The sequence below is a fragment of the Pseudomaricurvus sp. ABR4_320 genome (assembly GCF_056159445.1).
This window is the reverse complement of the sequence record NZ_JBSWVF010000012.1, coordinates 80,259-102,995: the sequence shown is the minus strand read 5'-3', so window position 1 is coordinate 102,995 and position 22,737 is coordinate 80,259. Positions and strand designations below refer to the sequence as shown.

General features: G+C 48.3%; 18 protein-coding genes. 2 read left to right on the top strand and 16 right to left on the bottom strand.

The window, feature by feature from the left end; translation table 11 throughout:
- Positions 1–14 precede the first annotated feature (14 nt).
- From ACXAFR_RS20485 to ACXAFR_RS20420, 14 genes are all read right to left on the bottom strand, one after another.
- Positions 15–1,883, bottom strand: a complete 1,869-nt coding sequence (locus ACXAFR_RS20485; RefSeq protein ID WP_475180343.1) for a PHA/PHB synthase family protein — start codon at positions 1,881–1,883, stop codon at positions 15–17.
- 380 nt (positions 1,884–2,263) lie between these two features.
- Positions 2,264–4,492, bottom strand: a complete 2,229-nt coding sequence (locus ACXAFR_RS20480; protein ID WP_475180340.1) for a TonB-dependent receptor — start codon at positions 4,490–4,492, stop codon at positions 2,264–2,266.
- Positions 4,493–4,667: 175 nt separating this feature from the next.
- Positions 4,668–6,149 (bottom strand): APC family permease, encoded by a 1,482-nt coding sequence (locus ACXAFR_RS20475; protein WP_475180335.1) that lies wholly within the window; start codon positions 6,147–6,149, stop codon positions 4,668–4,670.
- Between the two features lie 247 nt (positions 6,150–6,396).
- Positions 6,397–7,284: an alpha/beta fold hydrolase gene (locus ACXAFR_RS20470; RefSeq protein ID WP_475180331.1), complete on the bottom strand. Its 888-nt coding sequence runs from the start codon at positions 7,282–7,284 to the stop codon at positions 6,397–6,399.
- 49 nt (positions 7,285–7,333) lie between these two features.
- Complete coding sequence (locus tag ACXAFR_RS20465) at positions 7,334–8,107, bottom strand: SDR family NAD(P)-dependent oxidoreductase (protein ID WP_475180328.1); 774 nt, start codon at positions 8,105–8,107, stop codon at positions 7,334–7,336.
- Positions 8,108–8,145: 38 nt separating this feature from the next.
- Positions 8,146–8,556 carry a Rid family hydrolase gene (locus ACXAFR_RS20460; RefSeq protein WP_475180326.1) on the bottom strand — a complete coding sequence of 137 codons (411 nt, stop codon included), beginning with the start codon at positions 8,554–8,556 and terminating at the stop codon, positions 8,146–8,148.
- A 48-nt stretch (positions 8,557–8,604) separates the two neighbouring features.
- Positions 8,605–9,393, bottom strand: coding sequence for an MOSC domain-containing protein (locus ACXAFR_RS20455; RefSeq protein ID WP_475180325.1), 789 nt, complete (start codon positions 9,391–9,393; stop codon positions 8,605–8,607).
- A gap of 90 nt (positions 9,394–9,483) precedes the next feature.
- A complete protein-coding gene (locus ACXAFR_RS20450) occupies positions 9,484–10,857 on the bottom strand; it encodes a flavin monoamine oxidase family protein (protein ID WP_475180321.1) in 1,374 nt (457 codons plus the stop codon).
- Between the two features lie 61 nt (positions 10,858–10,918).
- On the bottom strand, positions 10,919–12,118 hold the full coding sequence (locus ACXAFR_RS20445; RefSeq protein WP_475180319.1) for a cytochrome P450: 1,200 nt from the start codon (positions 12,116–12,118) through the stop codon (positions 10,919–10,921).
- Between the two features lie 18 nt (positions 12,119–12,136).
- Positions 12,137–12,583 (bottom strand): flavodoxin domain-containing protein, encoded by a 447-nt coding sequence (locus tag ACXAFR_RS20440; RefSeq protein WP_475180317.1) that lies wholly within the window; start codon positions 12,581–12,583, stop codon positions 12,137–12,139.
- 63 nt (positions 12,584–12,646) lie between these two features.
- Positions 12,647–13,375, bottom strand: a complete 729-nt coding sequence (locus tag ACXAFR_RS20435; RefSeq protein ID WP_475180315.1) for an SDR family oxidoreductase — start codon at positions 13,373–13,375, stop codon at positions 12,647–12,649.
- 56 nt (positions 13,376–13,431) lie between these two features.
- Positions 13,432–14,673, bottom strand: coding sequence for an NAD(P)-binding protein (locus tag ACXAFR_RS20430; RefSeq protein ID WP_475180313.1), 1,242 nt, complete (start codon positions 14,671–14,673; stop codon positions 13,432–13,434).
- Positions 14,674–14,899: 226 nt separating this feature from the next.
- Positions 14,900–15,892 carry a serine hydrolase domain-containing protein gene (locus ACXAFR_RS20425; RefSeq protein ID WP_475180312.1) on the bottom strand — a complete coding sequence of 331 codons (993 nt, stop codon included), beginning with the start codon at positions 15,890–15,892 and terminating at the stop codon, positions 14,900–14,902.
- 46 nt (positions 15,893–15,938) lie between these two features.
- Complete coding sequence (locus ACXAFR_RS20420) at positions 15,939–16,877, bottom strand: AEC family transporter (protein ID WP_475180309.1); 939 nt, start codon at positions 16,875–16,877, stop codon at positions 15,939–15,941.
- 111 nt (positions 16,878–16,988) lie between these two features.
- Between ACXAFR_RS20420 and ACXAFR_RS20415 the strand changes: the two genes are divergently transcribed.
- A complete protein-coding gene (locus ACXAFR_RS20415; RefSeq protein WP_475180306.1) occupies positions 16,989–17,861 on the top strand; it encodes a LysR substrate-binding domain-containing protein in 873 nt (290 codons plus the stop codon).
- A gap of 59 nt (positions 17,862–17,920) precedes the next feature.
- Here ACXAFR_RS20415 and ACXAFR_RS20410 read toward each other — a convergent pair whose 3' ends face one another.
- Positions 17,921–19,501 carry a BCCT family transporter gene (locus tag ACXAFR_RS20410; protein ID WP_475180303.1) on the bottom strand — a complete coding sequence of 527 codons (1,581 nt, stop codon included), beginning with the start codon at positions 19,499–19,501 and terminating at the stop codon, positions 17,921–17,923.
- Positions 19,502–19,953: 452 nt separating this feature from the next.
- Between ACXAFR_RS20410 and ACXAFR_RS20405 the strand changes: the two genes are divergently transcribed.
- Positions 19,954–21,273 carry a hypothetical protein gene (locus ACXAFR_RS20405; protein ID WP_475180300.1) on the top strand — a complete coding sequence of 440 codons (1,320 nt, stop codon included), beginning with the start codon at positions 19,954–19,956 and terminating at the stop codon, positions 21,271–21,273.
- A gap of 253 nt (positions 21,274–21,526) precedes the next feature.
- On the opposite strand, the gene ACXAFR_RS20400 is transcribed toward ACXAFR_RS20405, so the two are convergent.
- On the bottom strand, positions 21,527–22,510 hold the full coding sequence (locus ACXAFR_RS20400; protein ID WP_475180297.1) for a GlxA family transcriptional regulator: 984 nt from the start codon (positions 22,508–22,510) through the stop codon (positions 21,527–21,529).
- Positions 22,511–22,737: the final 227 nt, after the last annotated feature.

The window sequence follows — 22,737 nt, the reverse complement described above, 5'->3', positions numbered from 1 at the left end:
CACTCCAACGAGCGCTAGCGCTCGAACACGTAAGTTCCTGGTGCATCCTCCAGAATCGGAAGTTGCTTTTCGGGTGCAGCCATCTCTGGAGGCGCAGCAAAGGCGCCGGATTTTTTATGTAACCAATCGCAGAGTGCTGGCCACCAGGAGCCTTCGGAGATCTGTGTTTGATCGAACCAGCGATCCGGATCCAAGTAACTGTCGGTATCGCTGCGACTGGACATCCTGAAATGTCGGTGGGGATGTCCAGGTTCGGAAACGATACCTGCGTTGTGTCCGCCGCTAGTGAGGATAAAGGTAACTGAGGTATCGCTTAACAAATGAATTTTGTAGACAGATCGCCAAGGAGCGATGTGGTCGGTTTCTGTTCCCACACAAAAAATCGGCGCACGAATATCGGTAATGGAGACAGGGGCGCCAGCCACTTCAAAATGACCTTGGGCCAATTCATTGCGTAGGAAGAAGTGATTGAGATATTCACTGTGCATACGGAACGGCATACGTGTTCCATCTGTGTTCCAGGCCATCAGATCATTGATTGGAGGCCTTTCCCCCATGAGATATTCGTGGATCACTCGTGACCAAATTAAATCATTGGATCGCAGCAGTTGAAAGGCTCCCAGCATCTGTTTCATATCCAGACTGCCTTTGTGCCACATCATATCTTCCAACAAGGTTACTTGAGCCTGATCGATGAACAGCATCAGTTCACCGGCTTCAGTAAAGTCGACTTGTGTCGTCAGAAAGGTCAGGCTCTTAAAGCGATTGCGGTTGTCTCTCGCTTGTGCGGCCGCGGCGACGGACAACAGTGAGCCGCCAAGGCAATACCCAATACCATGAATCTGAAATTGACCAGTGATGGTTGAAACCGCATCCAAGGCGGCTTCGATACCTAATTCACGATAGTCTTCCATCCCCATTTCACGATCTTCCCGCTCTGGGTTGTGCCAGGAAATGCAAAAAACCGTAAATCCTTGGCTGACCAGATAATTAATGAAGGAATTATGGGGAGACAGATCGAGAATATAGTACTTCATTATCCAGGCTGGAATAATGAGTATTGGTTCGGGCCTGACCTGTTCGGTATTCGGCGCATACTGGATAAGCTCGATCAAACGATTGCGAAATACGACCTTACCCGGGGTTACCGCCAGGGTTTCTCCCACCCGAAAAGCGTCCAATCCAGCCGGATCTTTTTGCCGGATAGTGCGCCACATGTCGTCCGTCCAGTTCCAGGCGCCACGCAGTAAATTTATTCCGACAGAATCAATGGTTTTGCGTAACACTTCGGGGTTGGTCAGGGCAAAATTCGAGGGAGAATAGGTATCGAGGATCTGACGTGCGCCAAAGGTCACCAAATTTTCATGGTGTGCCGCGACGCCTCGAACGTTCTGTGTTGCCGATTGCCACCAGGCTTCTGACAGTAGGAAGCCTTGCTTAAAAACGTTAAACGGCCAATTGCGCCAGCCTTTATGTGCAAAACGGCGATCATTGGCGCTTTGAGTTGCGCTAATTCCACCTTTTTCTTTAAAACCATTGACTAGAGCGAATTGCAAGAACCTGAGTCCATTGCTGATCGCTTCGGCGCTAAGCAGTCCGCGTTTACCTGGCGCCAATGACATGTGCATGACCCAGTCGGTGGCAGCTAAAGTGACGGCGGTTGGGGAGAGGGCGTAAGTGGCTTTTGCCACCAACGCATGGACGGTGCGGTCAAGGCGATCGGCAGTGATTTGAGTAGGGGAACTGATAAATTCTGTGTAGGCGCGCCAGAACTGTTGATAGAGCGAGGCCTCTGGCTGGCTTTGCTGGACAGGTAAACTGCTCGCCACTGGGACCGTTTCTGACTCGATGACAGTTGCAGGAAGTCGATCAGGTGTGGCCATGGACATATCTCCTCTCTGATAGGAGTTTATTCGTTAGGTCCAGTTTGCGCGTAGAAAGCGAACACAACCTTGATCTGGATAAAGTAAAGGATCTATATCAACGAATTGTCACGAAACTTATCATTGAATTAGGGGTTTTAATGCCACTTTGGCGCTTATAATAGTTCGTTATAGTGATGCTGGCAGCGGAGAAAAAGAAAAGTTTTAGGCTTCGAATAATGAATTTTAATATCTGGTTAGGTGAGAATAGCGTTGTTAAAAAAGACCAGTCAAACTCCACCTTACAAGGTAAGCTGGGATATATACGCTGCCACCTAAAAAGGCGGCAGCGGAATAACTGGCCGCAAGAGTTGAGTCAGAAAGAGGCTTAACGGGTAAAACTACATCGCGCCAAATTTGTAAGTGAACTGTAAACCATACCAACGAGGTCTGGCGTAAGACGCTAAGTTGTAGCCTAGAGAGGCTGGGTCGGCAGAATCATATGCGTAGGTTTGAATTTCTTCATCGAACAGATTATTGACGTAGGCTGAAATTTCCCAACCTTCATTTGAAATGTAACTGATGCGCGCATTACCTACGTAGTAGGAATCCATTTTGGTTGCAGGCGTATTGGAAACCGAAGAATATTGCTGTCCCACATACTGTCCATCCACTTGTGCCGCGATTTGGCCAAAATCCATGTCCCAATTCTTACGTAACATAGCGGTATAAGACGCTTTGGGGGATTTCGGGGTCTCCCGGTCGTAGAGGGTGTCTCCGATCGTTACATCTTTAACTTCTGATTCTAAAAATGCGGCGCCGAAGATAATATCAATGCCACCATTTAGCGTTGCAAAAAGCTCGATTTCGCTACCGTAAAGGGTAGCATCACGGTTTTGTACTATCGCAGTTAACGACTGAAAGCTAAATGCCTGATAGTCGTTATAGTCATAGTAAAATACAGAGGTATTTAAACGTACGCTGTCATTGATGGTCCACTTAGATCCACCTTCGTAGGCGTACAAGGTTTCAGGATCATAAGGTGTATTGTCGAAAGAAATTGTGCCATCGACTGCGCCATTAAAACCTCCCCCTTTGGTGCCTTTTGACGCGCTAACATACAGCAGTAGATCATCGACGGGACGATAATTTTGTTGAATTTTCCCGGACCATTCAGAATCCGTGCGGCTGGCTAGTTTTCCCGCCGTAGACGCGTCGAATTGATAACAAAGTTCAACGCCACAGAAAAATGTATCGGGATTGTAGGTGACGGAATCGAAGTCCATTTCGTCTCGGGTGTAGCGTAGACCCACAATCGTTGTCAGTGTATCGCTCATATCATATTCGACCTGACCAAAAAGTGCTGTCGATTGTGAGTCGAGACTGAATGTATTTTGTAATGACATTCCAAATTGGATAAATTGATAGTCAGTGTATTGATCAGCGGTTCGATCATAATAGTAAAGTCCGCCGACCCACTTCATACGCTCAAGTTGCCCTTCAAGTCGTAGTTCCTGAGTGAACTGGCTGAGTTCTTGTGTGGCAGGGAAACGACAGTATTCGACTGCCGAGCCATCACAATCTTCATCGTAGGCGAAAGAACCGTCTTGCCAGGCACTAATGGAGGTAAGGCTCAAGACGTCACTGATATCCCAGGTCAAATGATTGCTGACCAAGGTAATGTCTTTTTCCAGATAACCCGGTGTGAAAGAGGACTTAAATGCGTCGTTGGGTGCCGTATCGCGGACGTCCCAACCCCAGGTACAAATCAGTGTACAGCCGGCAATACCAAACTGGGTGGTGTCCCGGGGTAAATTAATTGGCATACCGTCAGCGTTTAGATCACCGGGCCGTAATTCATAATAGCCTTCGGCATGCTTTGGTTGCTCGGCATAGTTGACTGATATCCGGTTGGTGATTTTATCGCCGAAATCAAATTCAAGTTGGCCACGTATCGCTCTGGCATCTTGCTCAAACGCATCATCTTCGCCCTCCAGTTGATTTTCTACGTAACCATCGGCATTAATCCAGTTCGCGGAGAGCCTTCCTCTTACCGTATCGGATAGGGGACCGGTGACAGCTGCTTCAATACTTTTTGTGTTGTAGCTGCCGTATTCAGCTGTGATATAGCCACCGAACTCTTCTTTAGGTTTCGCGGGCACAAAGGAAATTAATCCTCCAGTGGCGTTACGTCCATAAAGCGTACCTTGAGGCCCACGCAATACTTCCGCACGCTCGGAATCGAAAAGGCTGAAGTCTAAAAATCCAGGAGAGCTAATATAGACTTCATCAACATAGATCGCGTTGGGCTGTTCATGGTGTGCCTGAAAATCATTCTGGCCAACGCCGCGGATAGTCGGTAAATTTATATAGCCACCACCCGCAGTTCCTTCGAATCTGAGACCGGGAGAGAATTTGGCAACATCAATGGCCTTGTTCATTCCCAGTGCACGCATCTGTTCACCACTGAAAGCCGTAATGGCGATACCGACATCCTGAACATTCTGTTCTCTTTTCTGAGCCGTAACGACTACTTCTTCAAGCACGTTGGCGGCATAGCTTCCAGTGGAGGACGTCACTGCAATGCCGATCAAGGCAGCAAGGCCGGTTGGCTTGTTTACATTTTTCATCGGTATACCTCGGTTCAGATAAAAGATTTATTTGTCGGAGTGCAAACTAACATTCGTTAGCAAAATTTAATGCGGTATGATCTGTAAACTTTTTCTTACGTTTCTTAAGTCGTTTATGCAAAGAGGTCTTGTTTGTGTTTTAGCAACCCTAGCAGTCAAACCGACTGAGCATGCTCTAGCCGGCTCGTCCCAATTGCTCATAGATCTCCGGACGTTTAAAACGAAAGAAGACTGTCAAAGCGACGCCGAACAGAAAAACCGCGGCAAACAGGAGAACTAGCCAATTGTATTGTCCTGGTAGTCCGCCAACCACTAGGTCTAGATGTAATGTCGCAAAGGTCGCCGTGGCCAATAATGCAATAGCGGCTAATCCTGGCGCGATGAGAGTTTTAAGTCGTGATTCACTAATTGTCAGGTTATATCTTAGAAACCAACTGACAATCGCTACGCTGACCAACCCCATCAAAAATAAAATACCTAGGCCGCCGAGCCCGATAGCGACGCCGTATAACGATTCTCCTCGGGTTTCGAACAACATTAATGGAGCCACTCCGATAGCGACGATTGTCGCTATCGTTGCTGACGCAACATGAGGTGAACGATGGCGTAAGTGGACTTTGGAAAACATTAGCGGTAACGCTCGATCAAGGGCCAGGTTACGAACATAGCGGGAAAGTACATTGTGAATGGAGATAGACGCAGCAATAAGAGACAGAAGGACCGAGCCATAGGTGATTTGCTTGAATACTGGGGCAACGAATACGCCAATTGCATTGGCGAACATACTAGCAGGTTCCTCTTTAGCGACCGACCACGCATCACTGCCATAGGCAGAGACTAACGCGTAAGTTGACAAGGTATAGAGCAAGCCAACAAAGATGACTGCCCCGTAGGTCGCTTTGGGAATCGTGGTTTCCGGGGTGCGTACTTCATCCCTAAATAACGCAGTTGCTTCAAAACCGAGAAAGACAAGAACGGTAAATAGTAGCGTGACAGCAACATCGCCAGACAAGAATGCGGATGGTGTGAAAGGCGTCAGACTTAAACCTTCGTGACCGCCTTGCCAGAGTACGGCAACATTGAAAATCATTACAATAATAACCTCGATAACCATAGCAATAGAGAGAAGCTTTGCCGATAGCTCGATATGAAAATGTCCCAGGGTACTCACCAATAGCCAGCCAATTACCGCCCATATCGCCCAGTTCGTTGCGGGACCATGTGTGCTTTCTATCAATGCTGATACGCTGATGCCGAGGAATACATAGGTTCCCCCCAAGATGGCAAGATAGGAAAGAATTGCGAGAAAGGCGCCACCAAGTCCAGCAGCCTTGCCCATTCCCTCAGAAATAAAAGCGTAGAAGTTGCCGGTTCGCGGAATATAGCGAGCCATAGTGACATAGCCAATGGCAAACAGAATGAGTAAAACAGTGGTAAGCAAAAAAGCAAATGCAGCGCCTGGACCGTCGAAGGCAATGGTAAACGGCAAAAAACCCTCGACGACCGCTATGGGTGCAGAAAAAGCTAACACGGTTAAACTCAGTGCCGTTGCGCTCATTCCACCGCTAAGTCGAGCTTGATGCTGGGTCGCCGTGTTGTCTTCCCCGCGCAGAAATCCTGTATCTATGCTGGGAGTGCTATCGATTGAATGTGGCACCGTCATCCTCATACCGTCTGTCAATTGACTGTTTAGAAATGCAAGCCTAACAATTGTTAGTTAGTGCATTTTGTGTGCCACCTAAATTTCTGGGGGTAGCGGGCATTTTCTGTCTTTCTTTGCGCCATGCTGGATCGTATACGCTCTAAGTGCACAGCTTTTGCGCAATTTAAATTTTTCTGTTTGGGCGTGAATGTAGCCTAGCCTCTCATTTACTCCGCTGGTGGCAATTATTTTCAGGTACTGCTTATTGTAAAAATTCGAGAATATCGTTGGCGCAACGGTCCGGGTCTTCCCAGTACATAGAGTGCCCTAAGCCATGATATTTTATAAATTTTGCACTGGGTATGGCCTTCCTTAATGTATTTTGATCACTCTCTAGTATCAAAGAATCCTGATCACCCCACATGATCATTGTTGGTGCCGAAATAGATTTAGCTGCGGGGGTCCAATCTAAAATTTGAAAGCCTTTGATGATACCCAGCCATGCACGTGCCGGAACCGCGGCTTCTTCTACTCGAAGTCTCTGCAAAAATGTCTCGTCGATTTTAGGTTCATTAGGAGCCCAAAACTGTTGAATAAACTCTCCTTCGGGATCCAATGGAAAATTCAATTGGGTTATGATGTCGTAAAGTGAGCTGGGCCCACCTGCAGCAGGATTTAAAGCAGAAGAAATTAAGATTAAATTTTTGACCTTTTGGGGATGCATAGCGGCAAATATACCTGCCGTAAAAGAACCCATGGAGTGTCCAATGATGTCAGCTTTTTTTATTCCTTTTGCCACAAGAAAGTCATTAATATCTTCGGCGAAGTCGCTCATATAATAACAGCACTGCGGGGCGCTACTGTCACCATGGCCTCTAAGGTCTACAGCGATAAAATGCTTTCCTTTTAAATAGGGAGCGATGAGAGAGTAGGCACGTGAATTATCCGAATAACCGTGAATTAAAATAACCGGCGCTTCCTGGGTATTTCCCCATTCTACATAAGCCATCGTCACGTCAGAATTAATCTTAATCCTCTTCTTGCTTGCTACCCAATCAATTTGGTTTGGCGGAGAAATGATGGAAGCCGTCGCTGTTTGGACCGCGATCATTAGCAAGCCTACAGCTAGACCAAATATATTTTTAATCATAGAAAGACTCTTATCTGAACCCTGGGAAAATAGAGTTTTGAACTGGTTTTTAAAAGGCCTCTCTGGCCCCTGTTAGCCAGCCGCCGTCAATAACGTAGGAGCTGCCGTGAATATAGTCTGCATCGTCACTGGTAAGAAACGTAACTAATTTAGCAATCTCACTGGGCTGGCACCAACGCTGAGCGGGAACTTTTTGAACAGCCGCTTCCATATCCGGTGAGTTGGCTGTTGTCGTGTCGGGAATAGCCATAGGCGTCGCTGTCGCGCCTGGACAAATTTCATTCACGCGAATTCCTTTTGAGCCATACTCGAAGCAAAGTTGTTTTGTCAAACCCTGTAAGCCATGCTTCGACGCGGTGTAGGCTGATCCGCCGCCGGCAGCGCTGAAAGAGGCCACGGAAGCGACGTTAATGATGATGCCTTTACCCTTTCGCAGCATGTGAGGAATAACATTACGGCACAGTAAAAAGGGACCGGTGAGGTTGATGTTTATAATGGATTGCCACTCATCCAACGTGACTTCGTGAGCTGGTGCGTAGGAATCGAGAACGCCAGCATTATTGATCAAGATATCAATGCCGCCCCAATGCTCAATAACCGCGGCGACGGATGTTTGGACATCAACTTCTGAAGCAATATCAGCTCTAACAATGAATAGTTCTCCTGGGCCTTTACATAGCTCAAGGGTTTTCTCCAGCTTGTCTTGGCTACGCCCGAGAGCAGCGACTTTTGCGCCTAGGCGAACATATTCCTGTGCCATGGCTCGACCCATTCCAGATCCTGCGCCAGTGATTAAAACAATTTTGTTAGTAAGGTCGGGCATTACGGTGTTGTCTCAGAGGGTCGTAGTTTGTTGATCGGTTAGGTCGACGGAATTTCTGCGATCGCGGAAATTTCTATCAACGCCTCGGTAATAGCTAAACTGGTCACGCCCATCGACGTCCAAGCCGGGTAGGGGGCAGGAAATAGATCTTTCTTCAAAGGAAGAAACCATTCATTGACGCGCGTACAATATCCGACATGGTAGGTATTCATGACAATAACATCCGCGAAACAACAGCCGGCCGCTGTAAGAACTTTTTCTAGATTCTTGAATGCTAGCTGAGCCTGTTCCTGCTCGGATTCTGGTAGTTCGCCGTGATCATTAATACCAATTTGTCCGGCAATATAGAGCAACCCATTGGCGATACGCCCTGGCGCAAACCCATAGTCGGGCCCTGAGCTTTCCATACCAGCAGGGACGACACTTTTTGGAGAAGGGGAAATTGACATAGTGTTAATTCTCAAGTGATGGGTAAGTTTGGTTGTACTCGTTTATGACTACTTCAAGAGAGTGACCGTGTCGTTGACATGAACTGAGGACGGACGCAAGACTTCTGCATAGGATCCGAATCCCGGTGTTGCATAGTCGGGCATCAGACTATTGGGTAGGTGAACCTTCTCCCTGTAACGGAGTAAGGCCGCCACCGTTTTAGCGTTATTAAGTCCGCTATCAGGATCAAGGTTGGTGACACTACAGCGGGGTATAGACGAACGCACCTTTAGGGTTGCATCACCGACCTGTAAGAGCTGACCATCCCACTGGTCTTCGATATGGGCTGGCCCCCCCTCGATAATGAGATTACTTCGGAAACGCCTCGGATCTACGGGTTTGCCAAGCCATTTTGATAACTCTGCCAGTGAGGCGGTGGTGACTAATGAAAGAGGAAGAACGTCAATACCGTCACCCGAAGTCTCGGTTTTAACCAACGAGACGGGGCGTCCTGAAAATTCTTTGAGTAATTCATTCCACGGGCCAGCAACTTCGCGAACCCAAATTTTACGCATACGCATATAATCAATAGAGAGTCTATTTTTACAGAGCTCTAGAGGTCGACTGACCGTTTTTCCATCTGGAAATTCAAGCGTCAACAGGTTTGCCGCGGGATCCCAGTTGAATTGCAGCGGTAAAAATAATCCGTGACGACTGGAGGATATGGGTTGCCTATCCTTGTCCAGGAGAACAAAGTCACGATCTCCCCGGAGCCCACGGGGTCCTACTAAGCTACTTTCCAAGCTGTGGAGTCGGCAGCATTTCACAGGGGTCATATGTATGGCTAATAACTTCATGGAGAGCTGCCGTCCAAAGACGTTACCTGGGCCATCTCATTGGAATCTACATGTAACATCTGTCGTTTTTTGAAAGGCGTAGTCAGGAAACTACTTTGATAAAGCCGATAAAATTTGCGCCGCCGCGGCTTCGCCAGCTTGTACAGCACCTTCCATATAGCCTGTCCAGTTTGGCGCGGCTTCTGTGCCGGCAAAATGAAGACAATGTATCGGTGCTCGGAGAGCACAACCGGCGGTACTCATTAAACCGGTTGGCATATGACAGACTGGACCTCCCATGGTAAAAGGAACTTCGTTCCAATTTGTTTCAATATAGTCCGCCGGCTGCAGGGCGTCGTCGCCTAGGCTGCGGGCGAGAGCCTGAAGCATTTCCGCTTTGCGAGCTTCGAGCCCCTTGTTAAACCAGCGGTCGTAATTACTGCCACCAATAAAGATCACTAAGGTTGCATGTTTATCTCCCGGGCGAGTGACATCCAGTGAAAAAAAGCCAGGATCTAGAGAAAATATTTCGCCGGACAATTGTTGTTGTAACCAAAACTGAGTCGTATATCGAATTTGCAATTTCATATAGCGGCCGAAATTGGTTCTTCGATTGATTTGACGTCGTGCACTGGGTAATTCAGGCGAGAAATATAGTTGTGCACTCGCTGCTGGTGGTAGGGCTAAAACAACTTTTTTAGCCTGGTAGATTCCTTTTAGCGTCCTTACTTTGGCGCCTTCAGCATCGTGCTCAATAGCGATAACCGCCTCATTCAATTTGACCTGTTCACTGCCTAAACGCTCTGCGATGGCCGTAGATATCTGTTGTGCACCGCCAGACCACAATAAGGTATTCGACGTCACCTGAAGCGCATACATATCCTCACATTGAGCTACGTAGAAAGCGAAAAATAAACAAGAGATTTCTGCCGCATCAACGCCGGTGATGATCGCAACGTCGCTTGCGACAATATATCTTGCGAGGGGATCAGCGATAGTTTTATCGAGCCAGGTGGCCATCGTCATCGCATCTAGCTCCGCTGCATTTGGAGCATCCCATGGGTTATCCTTACCCACTTGTCTGGCAATATCATCGATCGCTTGAAATGCGTCTGAGAGAGCTTGCTGGAGACTGATACCGTCGTTGAGCAGCTTATCTGGATAATGGCCTTCCTCGGCAATCAGGGTTTCATTGCCGAGATCCCAGACCGATTTTCCGGCCGGCCTAGCCTTGACTAATTCCAAGCCCATTTCTTTACCAAGGGCAGTAGAGCGGCTGTGAGTTGTACCGACGAACATACCTCCGAAATCAATAGCACCATTCGCAAACGTTTTATCCGACCAAGTCCGACCGCCAACTCGGTCTTTGCCATCAAAAACCAGTAGTGAGAGGCCCTTTTCCTGTAGCTGCTTTGCAGCCGTGAGACCGGATAAGCCTGCACCCACGACAATAACATCGACATCAATTAGGTTTGTGGATGACATGAAACAATTCCTTACATATTAAATAGCGTTGTAGAGATATGAGGTATCGGTAAAAAATGGGTTAAACAACCAGCCGCAGGGGAAGTCGTTTGTAATTGGCCGCGCGATCATTCTGTCCGTAGATCGGTTTGCCGCCCATTTCAATTTCTTTGACTCTTTCAGAAATAAGGTTAAATGCCGCTATCGCCTCTGCTTGTGATATGACCATCCCTGGGCAGGAATGTGCGCCGATACCAAACGTGAGGTGACGACGCTGGCTTTCTGGTCGTTCAAGGTCAAACTGATGTGGGTTACTGAAGGCTTCGGGATCCCGATTTGCCGACGCGATGAGAAAACGAATTTGTGATTGTGGCGGGATAGTTACGCCACGTATGTTGATTTCTTCAGTAGTGAAGCGGGTGAAGTATACTTCTGGCGTATGCAGACGGGCTATTTCATTGAGAATCGCCTGTTGCTGACTTGGGTCTTCGCGCCACAGCTTATAAATGTCTGGATGATGAGCAAAAGTCTCAAGTCCTCCGGCGATCAGATACGCCGCGTTCGGGGTTCCGGTTGCCCAAAAAAGTAGTACGCCTTCGAACAATTGAGTCTCGGTCATTTCCCCTTGGGCAACCAGGTCTATCCACGATGAAACCATGCCTTCGGCAGGTTCTTTACGCCGTAGATTGATGTAATGCTGAACACGGTCTCGAAGATAGTTGAATGCGGCTTCGCATTTCTCTTCCTCTTCACCGGTTGGGGCTGCGCCAAGCGCAATCATTGCATCGTGCATAAAAGCCGATGCCGTATCATAACCATCATTGGGTAAACCCAAAGCCTTACACATGGCGTGGTGAGCAGGAATTAATGCCAGATTACGATAGGCCTCAATCATGCCGCTGGGTCCCAGGTCGTCCAGAGCTGCATCGATCGCAGTGGTGGTTGCCTCTGCCCATTGTTTGGCCAGCTTCGGTGTAAACCATTTGTTAGAGCGACGACGTATTGCGGCATGTTCCGGTGGATCTTTAACGATCATGGAGTCTTTGAAAAAGCTCCATGGGCCTTTAGGTATCCAGGCGGGGGGCTTAATCGTGAGTGAAGGCAGCCGGCCATAAGTCATCACGTCCTCAAAGCGTGATATAACGTAAGTCCGCTCACTGATTGGATCCTCATAAACCGGCGCTTCTCGTCTAACTCGCTCATAAAACGGATAGGGATTTTGATGAAATTCTTTGTCTGTCCAAGGTAACAGAACCGGCTGGCGGGTATTTGGGGAGCCCATGGCGTATCTCCGTTTAGTTTAATCGCAAAGGAGTGGCTTTATGGATTCTATCCAGCTATTGGCGGCATCAGGTAGGGCTTCGCTTTTCGCTGCGTCGTGACGACCGGTAACTCCGATCTGCGTTGCGCCAAGTTCAGTTAACTTGGTAGCGACAATATCAATTCCGTTGCCGTAAGTTTCGTAGGTACTGTCACCAAGGCCAAAGGCGGCGAAGGTTAGATGACTGAGATCGGGAGCACTTTCGATTAAGCTATCAAAAAAAGGTTGTGTCGTTTCGGGCAGTTCACCATCTCCGTAAGTGGAAGTGATGACAATGGCCTTTGCAACGTCGGAGAGATCTGCGGCGTTTACATCTTCCATGGGAACTACTTGCGCAGCGACATCAGCATCTTGCAGATAACTGACGATATCGTCGGCCGCCATTTCTGAATTGCCACTTTCCGTTCCGTAGTACACGTTGATCATATTTCTATTCCTAACTGCTCATTCTTTTTAACGATATAAAGCGGTTTACTGATAAGAGATTGATTACTGGGCGGTATAACCCCCGTCAATTATGTGTTCAGCGCCGGTAATATATTTCGATTCGTCGGATACTAGGAACAGAACCAATGAGGCGATTTCTTCGGGAAGACCAAATCTCTTGAGAGGAACGAAATCGGCGTTGTAGCCACGACCTTGAATCATAGGCGTATCAGTATCACCGGGGTGCACGCTGTTTACCCTGATACCTGCGTCGGCTAAATCGAGTGCAGCAGCTTTCGTCATGCCCCTCACACCCCATTTTGCACCTGTGTAAGCAAAAAATCCGGGATAGCCCACCATACCGCCGGTAGATGACACGTTGACAATGGAACCACCGCCACCGCGGCGCATCGACGGAGCAACCGCTTTCATGCCTAAAAACACGCCGGTGTACATAACATCCGTTAGAAACCTGAAACTTTCCAGAGACGTCTGCTCGAGACCTTCTTCCACTAAGATGCCAGCATTGTTTACTAGGGCATCTATTTCACCAGTAAAGAAATTTTCCGCTGTTTTGATAACTTCGTCCCACTGTTCTTCTTCACGGACGTCAAGGGGAGCAAAGCGAGCTCCATCACCGAGCTCTCTAGCCAGCTGCTCTCCGAGAATCTCATTGCGATTAGCTATGACGACCTTGGCACCCTCAGCGATAAAGCGCTGTACTTCGGCGAGACCCATGCCGCTGGTACCTCCAACGACAATAATATTTTTTCCCGCAAGTCTCCCAGTCATAGTGCTACCTTCATTCAATTTATGGTTCGGCAAGTGTTAAGTTTTAATGTGTTAACCTATTGTCGAGCAATGGCGATCATAGACATAACATCGGTCAATTTTTGTCGGCAGCGATTAGCGGGGGCCGTCGTTAATTCGTGCTGATCAATTTTCTTCCAGCCATAAAAATCGATGACTTTACTGCTTAATGAATCCGCAATTCCCGCGTACCCGGGCTTACTCAAATCTAATTCGTTGTTTGTAATCGAGCGAGCGATATTTCCCACCAGCGCTTTTGCATCTTTGCGCGTTGAAGCGATGGTGCCTTTACCATTTTTGCTCAACCACCCAACTTTATAGAATGCATCCTCTTCTTCTGTGACTCTAGGATCGATCAATGTTCCTTCCTCGAATCCAATTGCGGTTATAAGCGTATCGAATACAATCGAATCTCGTTGACTGGGTGTATTACTAATTTCAAGATAGTGTTCATCACCGCGATGTATAACTGCTTCCGGACAGGACGCAAAATAAAAAACGACCTCAATCTTTCCGTCATCAGAGTAAGTTGCCAGTGAATGACGATACGCTTGGATAAGCGTAGCTGCTTTAGAATTATCTTTAGGTTGTATTCCTTCAAAAGTACAGTGAACAGAGCTAAGAGAAAGAATTTCTTTTAGCATAGATAGATCAAACTTTGCCTCGGAGAGAGGGGAGCGCCCAATAACATTAATTCGCTTGATTCCTTTAGCTCGCAGAGCATTAAGACATATTTCGTCAACGTCTGTGGTGTCGAATTCGGTCAGAGGTTTTGCCAGTAGTCGGATGACATCCATCGCGACGTTGCCGTTACCTATAATGGTTAGTCTTTCTCCCAGCGCTCTGAAGGATCCATCCATGTTTTTATGTAGTCCATGCGCTGGGTGGCCGTTGAGGGCTTTAAGTACCGCACCGGCACCAATGACAGGACAGGTTTCGCTGAGTTTCAGGTTTAGTTTTTTATCGGAGGGAAGCCCTGTCGCTTGTACAACGATATCGAAATTATTTCGTAGATCGGCCAGACTTAAATCTTGGCCAATAGTAATGTTTCCGGCAAAGCGAATATCGCCCCTTTCAAATAAACGATCAAATTGCACTGCAATTGCTTTTGTCCCCTGATGGTCTCCGGCAACGCCATAGCGTAAAAGACCGTAAGGTACGGGTAGAGCCTCGAATATTGTTATCTCGGCGGCAGGCCACGTTTTACGGAGAAATTGCGCGGTATAGCAGCCCGATGGACCGCTGCCAATAATTGCACAAGTTGGAGCAAGGTTTTTCATTTGACCAACAGTTCCTATTCTTCAGACTGCTAACTAACGAGCGTTAGGTTTTGTAACGCACAGTTCGTGCCAGTCTTATTGAGCCGAAAAAGCAAGGGAAAATCGTCACAATTGGGTGTAATCGTGTTTCAAAATTGGGCGTAATTTACTTAAAAGCTCCGACGGGGTGCATTTTTATCAAAAATTGATTAGCGTATCGCTTCGCTTCTATGCGTATCTAAAATTATTACCGTAGTACTAGTTCGATGATATCAGTCAGGAGCAATTGGAGCTGATAACGATGCTGTCTAGATTTCTGACGTGATCGGAAATTTGAATCGGAAGTCATTACCACCGCAAGATTCTGGGACGGTATCACATAAAGCATTTGGCCGCCGTAACCCCAGGCGTAATAAGCCCGCTCTGAAGCGATGGTTTTGATAAACCAACCATATCCGTAGGCGTCTCCCGTATAGCGGGATTGGGTGCGAGGCATCCAGGATTGCTCAATCCAGTGTTTCGACACGAGTTGTTCGCCGGTTGCGCTGCGGCCATCGCGGAGATATAGCTCGCCAAACGCCAGTAGGGACAGTGGGCTCATGGCCATCTGATTCCCGCCGAGGTAAATCCCCTGAGGATCTTGCAGCCAGTCGGTAATGGCAAAATCTTTTACAGGCGAGAACCAATCCCTGGCCAGCTCCAAGGTTGAGCGGCCCGTCGCTTGAGTGAGAATCGCCGACAGCAAATGACTGGTGCCCGTGGAATATTGCATCGCACCACCAGGATCATCCACAAACGGCTGTGCGAGCGCCGCTTGCACCCAATGTTTGCTGGCAACCCAGCGGCCATAATTGGGCCCGGATGTTGGTCGCAGCCCGGCTTGCATGGATAGCAGGTGGGAGATCGTTATGGTGTCGAGACGTGGATCGTGATTCTCTGGAAAGTCTTCCGCCAACCAGGTGCGTAGCGGTTGGTTTTCATTGGCCAAAATCCCTCGATCGATTGCCATCCCCGCCAGGGCGGCGAGTAGGGTTTTTGAGGCGGATTTAATGTTGGTCGACCGGTGTATGTCGCCACCGTGAAATCCCTGTTGAAATACCCGTTGGCCATCTCGGCTGATCAACAGACTGCGGAGATCTGGAAGGCCTTCGGCCTGTTGTCGAATCTGATCGAGTTCATCGGCGCACAGGACGTGAGGTGAGGCTAATAGGAAAAATGCCAAGCAAATAGAACGAACCACAGGTATCTCAGAATTGCGGGATAAACGATACCTTACGTTGTACCCGCTAGAGCGGTTGCAAACCCATAAAATACAGGCAGAGGGATAGGGTAATCAACGACCCGAGTGTGGAGATCAGAATCGTGCGTGACGCCACAGCGGCTTCCCGTTGATAAAGTTCAGCCAGCATATAAGGGCCTGTGCCGGTCGGCAGTGCGCTGAGCAACAAGGCAGAGTTCGCCCACAGTGGCGGTAGCGCAAAAACGTTGAATGCCAGATGCCAGGTCAGCAGCGGGTGCAGAATCAGTTTTACACCGACGAGGCCCCAGGCACCGTCGGTTTTCCCCTGGTGTTTTTGAGCGAGAAACGCGCCCAGCGAAACCAGAGCGCAGGGTGTCGTTGCCATGCCGAGCAGGTGCAAGAGGTCGTTGGCCATTTCAGGTAGAGGATAACCAAATACTGCCCAGAGAGCGCCAAGAAGTGGTGCTATCACCAGCGGGTTTTTTGCGAGCGCGAGAGCAACCTTGCTGCTGGCGGTACGCAGCGAGTTGCCGGACTGCAGCCCGATCTCAATACAGGCCAGAGCTATCGCGAACAACACGCAGACAATAATGAGGGTTGCAACTAACGCAGGCTCCATCCCGGCATCTCCCAGCACCAGCAGGCACAGTGGGATGCCGACATAGCCGGTATTCGCATAAGCCGACGCCAGGCCATCGATACTGGCATCGACCCAGGGGCGAGATCGGAGTAATCGGTAGCCAAGCGTCGCGACAAACAGCAGTAGCGTAGATAGGCACATTACTGCAATAAAGTCTGGATGCCAAATTTCCGCCCATTCTGCCGTCGCGATTGTTTTAAAAAGCAGCGCTGGCAGGCACAGCCACACCACCATCTTGTTTAACTCTGCGGCCGCTGTTGGTCCGAGTTTACCGGTGCGACGGCATAAAAAACCCAGTCCGATCAGAGCAAAGATCGGCAGCACTATGGCGAGAATGGCTAACATTGGAACCTGCAAGAAGGGGGATCGTTCAAAGATGGCGTCAGGATAACGATTTTAATTGATGCCTTCCAATGCTATTTTAGTGTCTTATTGATACCAAATGAGCATCAATTAGTGGAATTAAAACACCTCCGTACGTTCATTACCCTGGCGGAAACATTGCATTTTGGTCGCGCCGCGGAGCGATTGAATATGACGCAACCGCCGCTCAGTCGCCAGATCGCTGCGCTAGAGGATTCTTTAGACGTGCGTCTGTTTGATCGTTACACCCGTCACGTCTCCCTAACCACTGCCGGTGAACAGCTTCTGATTCACGCACGTCGGATACTTGATGATGTGGATATGGCGATAAATTCTGTGCGGGGTAGTGCGCAAAAGGAAAGCCGTCAATTACACATTGGTTTTACCATGTACGCGGCCTGGAATTTACTGCCGAACATGGTAAAGCGTTACGGCGAGACCTATCCGCAGGATAAAATCGCACTGGATGAAACGCTTCCCAGTGATTTGAACAGCAAGCTGGCAAAGTGCGACATTGATGTTGGGGTAAGCTTCGGTACTCCGGGAGAAAAAAACCTTAAGTACTTGCCAATGTTGCAGGAACATTTGTGCGCTGTTTTGCCAGAAGGGCATCGTTTAGCGGCTAAAAAGCGAATCTCTGTAGCGGCGTTAGCCACTGAAGCTTTTATCACATTTCCTGCGGTTACCGCGCCCGTGTTACATAAAGCGGTCATGGCCTGTTGCCTACAGGCACAGTTCACCCCAGAGATTCGGCTTGAAACACATCTGCAACAAACGATTGTGAACCTTGTTGCGGCCGGTTTGGGCGTTGCGTTGGTGCCTGAAAGTATGCAGAGATTGCAGATTCCCGGCGCTGTTTTTCGCCCGTTGCGGCAATCGCAAATCATTGAGCAGGGGATTTTCTGGAGTTCCAAAAACAGCAATCCAGCTTTGGTGGATTTTATTGCGATGCTTCGTCAAAAATAAAATGATTTCGGCGGATTCGTAGGAGCTGGCCAGAGATGTCCAACCAGCTCCAAGTGGAGTTATGTTCGAATTTCTGCTCCTACCGTTAAGCTGTTACGTTCATGCTGAAGCCCCATGTACAAAGTCACGCACATGGCCAGCAGAACCAGGGTAAAAGGCAGCCCCACTGAAATTGCTGCCGCCTGAAGCGCACCCAGGGCATCGGCGCCACCGCCGACCAACAGGGCAATGGCAATGACACCTTCCATGGTTGCCCAAAAGATCCGCTGGGGAACAGGTGCATCCAGTTTGCCACCCGCAGTAATGCTATCGATAACCAAAGAGCCGGAATCCGAAGAGGTCACAAAAAACACTAGAACGAGCACAATACCAATGAATGATGTGACCGTGGCTAATGGTAAGTTCGCAAGCATTTGAAACAGTGCCAGTGATACATCACTGATACCGTTAGCGAGTTCACCAACACCGGCTTGAACCTGGGATAAGCCAGTATCGCCAAAGGCGGTCATCCAAATAATGGTCACCAGAGTGGGAACCAATAAAACTGCGCTAACAAACTGTCGAACGGTACGGCCGCGAGAAATACGTGCGATAAACATACCGACGAAGGGTGACCAGGAAATCCACCAAGCCCAGTAAAAGATTGTCCAGCCGTGATAAAAGGTTTCATCCTCGCGACCAATCCAATTGCTCAAGGGGATAAGATTATTCAGGTAGGCACCAGTAGTGGACGCCAGTCCGCTGAAGAACCCCAACCCCTGACCCAGTACGATGACAAACATCATCAGAATCAGAGCAATACTCATGTTGACGTTGCTGAGGAGTTTAACACCGCCATCGAGTCCTCGGATCACCGAAATCAAGGCGACTGCCGTGACACATACGATAATAATAATCTGAAGGTTAATGCCAGCATTCACACCAAAGAGAAAGTGCATGCCGCTGGCTGCCTGCTGTGCACCAAATCCGAGTGAGGTAGCCAGACCAAATATCGTTGCTAAAACGGCGACCACATCAATGATGTGACCAAACCAGCCCCAGCAACGATCTTTCAGTAGCGGGTAAAACGCCGAGCGAATGGTTAAGGGAAGGTCTTTGTTGTACGCAAAGAATGCCAAAGACAAGCCCACAACCGCATAAATGGCCCAGGGATGCAGCCCCCAATGAAACATGGTCGCGCCCATGGCTTTTTGTGCCGCTTCGGGTGTGTTGGCTTCGACATTCAGTGGCGTACCATACCAACCTGTGTAATAGGCGGTGGGTTCAGCCACTGACCAAAACATTAAACCGATACCCATGCCTGCGGCAAACAGCATGGCGAACCAAGACCAGAGGGTATAGTCAGGTGTCGCGTCGGCTCCACCGAGACGAATACTGCCGACTGGAAGAAAGATTAACGCCAGGCAAAAAATCACAAAAATATTGCAGGCGACGATAAAAAACCAATCAAAATTATTGATCGACCAATTCTTGGCGCCGTCAAAGACAACCTTGGCGTCGGCGGGAAAGATAAGTGTGGATACAACAAAGATAACAACAAGAATTGCGGAAATGCCGAATACCGGATTATGGATATCCATTCCCCAGCGCCGGATATTATCCTGCCCTGGTGTGTAGTCAGTATCATATAGGTCAGCCACAATGATTACTCCTTCTGCTCTAGTGTGGATTCGAGTCAGTGCAACGGCCGCAACAAATGCAGAATCCGACGCCTATCTCATGTTGTGGTGAAACCGGGTGACAATTGGCTTCATTTTATCTCTCTAACTGAGCAAGCATTTTTCATATCTTACTTAAGCTCATTAGCAGTCTCTATTGTTATCTGAGAAATGACTGCGGCGGCTCTTCAATACCATCGAACCTGACGACGGCCAGTCAATGACTGTACCTGTGTCCTTTACGTATGGGGCCAGATGATAATCTGTCACTTGCCGGTCAGGTTCATTCACCCAAACGACCACTGCATCTACAAACACGACATTTCAAAAATTTGCTCTGGATTATTTTTTCAAAGAGAGACAAATTTTAGCTTGTGAACTTGAACCAGACATTCGACGCGATTTTCTATTGATTGGCAACAAGGAGTTACAGCATGAAAGGCAGTAAAACGGATTGGTCCTTTTTTTACCGAAGCTTCTGTGTGGGACTTATGACAGGAATGCTGCCTGCAACAGCAATTCACGCGCAGGAGGAGACAGAATCTTTAGAAACTTCAGTTAAAATGCTGCAAGCAGAGCTCGCAGAAGCCGAAGCCAAATTAAAAGAAGCTGAAGCGCAGAGTGCCGATGAAAGCGAAGCGGTAAGCGACGACATTTTATTCAATGTCGCTGGAGGAGAACTGAAAGTGGGCGGCACCATTCGCGCAAACTATGCTATCGGTGATTACGCTGAGACGGGAGGGGCATCACGAGCTACCGAAGATGGCGGTGATTTTGCGCTAGACACCTATCGAATCAACCTGGATTACACCAATGGCCCCTGGGTTGGTAAGCTGGAGTATCGTTGGTACAGCGGCTACAATTTTTTGCATACCGGTTGGTTGGGCTATAACTTTGATGAAGACAGCCAGCTACAAGTTGGCGTTAATCGAGTGCCCTTTGGTCCCGGTGCCTATGGTATTTCCCAAAGTTGGTTTTTCGATCAGCACTATTATGTAGGCCTTTCCGATGATATGGATTTGGGCGTCAAGTATTCCAGCACAGCCGGTTCTTTGAGCTACGATGTTGCTTACTATTTTTCTGATGAAGGTACCTATACCGGCGCATCAAAAGACAGTGCTCGCTATTCCTATGATGTAGTGAATGAGAGTGGTGATGGCTATGAAGAAAAGAATCAATTTAATTTTCGCGCCATCAATCACTTCGACGGAGAGATAACAACTGACCTAGGAATTTCTCTGCAGTATGGTGAATTGGAAAGTCAGGGGCCGCAGGATGACGGTAGCCAATCGGCGTACTCCGTTCACATGGTGAATAAAATATCGGGCTTTACCCTCGCCAGCCAATTGACCTACTTTAAATTTGATGTGGAAAGTGATCAACCACTGGGTACAGATACCTTGGTGCAAATGGGCGCTTACGATTTTCCTAGCACCGCGGCGGCAGAGGGGTGGATTCCTGCAGTATCCCTCAGCTACTACTTGGAAACGGCGTCTATCCCCTGGTTGGATTATGTCATTCCCTACGTTGAATACAGTTCTATCATGAAAGAAGAAAGTGGCTTCAACGACAGTGATTTGGTGACGCTTGGTGCGGCCTGGGCGCACGGAGGCTGGTATATTTATTCGGACTTGGTGTACTCCAACGGGAACGAATTTGTCGGTGGAGAAGCGACCTATGGTGACAGATTGGGTGCGAACGCCGATGATGAATGGCAGACTCGGTTTAATATTAATTTCGGATACTACTTTTAAAAGCCAATCTCGGATTTCGGCGGACTTGCGAGAAAACGTGCAATGAATACCGTGTGTACTAAGTACACTTTAATATCCTGATGCAGCATCTCTGCTGCATCGGATTTTCCGTAGTATTTATTCGCGTTATTAATTAGGGCGGTAGGAAGGTCAACCTTAAATAGGACTGACCAAATTTTAAGACGAATCCTTAAAATATCTGAGGATGTTGCCAGCCGCACTGGCAACCGAGTCGTTCAATGTTCACAAACGGTTAGCGTAACACCGCTCGCCGCTCTTCCCGGGGTGGGTTGCCATACATTTCACTGTAACACTTGCTGAAGTGTGGGGCGGTATTAAAGCCACAGCTGATGGCGATTTCGACAATGGGTCGACTCGTTTGCAACAATAATAAGCGTGCCCGTTGCAGTCGCAATTGCATATAGTAACGTGACGGTGCACAGTTTAAGTAGTTGTGAAAAAGCCGCTCAAGCTGTCGTCTGGATATGCCGACATAACTGGCAACTTCATCGAGCGCCAAGGGTTCTTCTGTATTGGCCTCCATGAGTGCTACGACTTCAACAAGCTTTGGTTGATTCACGCCAACCATATGTCGCAGGGGGGTTCTTTGAGGATCTTTATCGGTGCGAACACGCTCATAGCCGATTTGCTCAATGATATCCTGTACGACTTTTTTGCTGTATTTTTCAGATATCAATTTCAGCATCATGTCGATCGAGCTGGCACCGTTGGAGCAGGTATACCGATTGCGATCGATAACGAAGAGATTATTGTTGACCGTAAGATGCGGAAACTCTTCCCGTAAGCTGTCGGTATTCTCCCAGTGGATGGTGCAGCGGTAGTTGTCGAGGAGGCCGGCAGCAGCAAGTACGTAACTGCCGGTACACATTGCACCCATCGCCTTATCGGTTTTTCCAAATGCTCTGAGTTTTTGCAGTAAGGGTTTACTTACATACTGCTTAATGTCGTAGCCGCCGCAGATGATCAGTAAGTCGATATCGCTGACGTCATCGAGGGATCGATCAGGGTTGATGAGCAGTTCATCACTGGATCGGACAGCACTGCCATCCAGCGTAAACGTTGACCATCGCAATCCACTGGTCATGGACTGGCGGTTGGCCATTCGAAGTACAGCCACGGCGTTAGCAAATGTGACCATTGTGTATTGCGGCATTAGCAGAAAGCCGATGTGGTAGACCCCATCGGTTTCGGGTTTGCGAGGAACAATTTGGTGCATTAATCACCCCGTCGCCTTGTAACGAAACACGGTAAAAACGGTTTCTTTTCGTAACGCTCTTTCGAACGAGTGTTTCTCAAGAAAACCAGTCAAATATCAACAGTTTAGAAGCCTTTTTTTGATCTTTTCGCCTAAATGCTCAAGTATTTTTCGGCAGCTGTTTCTGTTTGTTTTCGGAGAGCATTTATTATGCCATATTGTCTGTCGCTCGAAGTGTCTTATTTCTG

What these genes read in the sequence shown, in the direction of transcription:
- ACXAFR_RS20420 (WP_475180309.1), bottom strand. Translation starts at nt 16,877, where the DNA reads ATGTTAGCCATTCTCGCCATAGTGCTGCCGATCTTTGCTCTGATCGGA.
- ACXAFR_RS20460 (WP_475180326.1), bottom strand. Translation starts at nt 8,556, where the DNA reads ATGTCAATTTCCCCTTCTCCAAAAAGTGTCGTCCCTGCTGGTATGGAA.
- ACXAFR_RS20405 (WP_475180300.1), top strand. Translation starts at nt 19,954, where the DNA reads ATGAAAGGCAGTAAAACGGATTGGTCCTTTTTTTACCGAAGCTTCTGT.
- ACXAFR_RS20445 (WP_475180319.1), bottom strand. Translation starts at nt 12,118, where the DNA reads ATGGGCTCCCCAAATACCCGCCAGCCGGTTCTGTTACCTTGGACAGAC.
- ACXAFR_RS20485 (WP_475180343.1), bottom strand. Translation starts at nt 1,883, where the DNA reads ATGGCCACACCTGATCGACTTCCTGCAACTGTCATCGAGTCAGAAACG.
- ACXAFR_RS20455 (WP_475180325.1), bottom strand. Translation starts at nt 9,393, where the DNA reads ATGAAGTTATTAGCCATACATATGACCCCTGTGAAATGCTGCCGACTC.
- ACXAFR_RS20450 (WP_475180321.1), bottom strand. Translation starts at nt 10,857, where the DNA reads ATGTCATCCACAAACCTAATTGATGTCGATGTTATTGTCGTGGGTGCA.
- ACXAFR_RS20400 (WP_475180297.1), bottom strand. Translation starts at nt 22,510, where the DNA reads ATGCACCAAATTGTTCCTCGCAAACCCGAAACCGATGGGGTCTACCAC.
- ACXAFR_RS20465 (WP_475180328.1), bottom strand. Translation starts at nt 8,107, where the DNA reads ATGCCCGACCTTACTAACAAAATTGTTTTAATCACTGGCGCAGGATCT.
- ACXAFR_RS20470 (WP_475180331.1), bottom strand. Translation starts at nt 7,284, where the DNA reads ATGATTAAAAATATATTTGGTCTAGCTGTAGGCTTGCTAATGATCGCG.
- ACXAFR_RS20480 (WP_475180340.1), bottom strand. Translation starts at nt 4,492, where the DNA reads ATGAAAAATGTAAACAAGCCAACCGGCCTTGCTGCCTTGATCGGCATT.
- ACXAFR_RS20440 (WP_475180317.1), bottom strand. Translation starts at nt 12,583, where the DNA reads ATGATCAACGTGTACTACGGAACGGAAAGTGGCAATTCAGAAATGGCG.
- ACXAFR_RS20435 (WP_475180315.1), bottom strand. Translation starts at nt 13,375, where the DNA reads ATGACTGGGAGACTTGCGGGAAAAAATATTATTGTCGTTGGAGGTACC.
- ACXAFR_RS20430 (WP_475180313.1), bottom strand. Translation starts at nt 14,673, where the DNA reads ATGAAAAACCTTGCTCCAACTTGTGCAATTATTGGCAGCGGTCCATCG.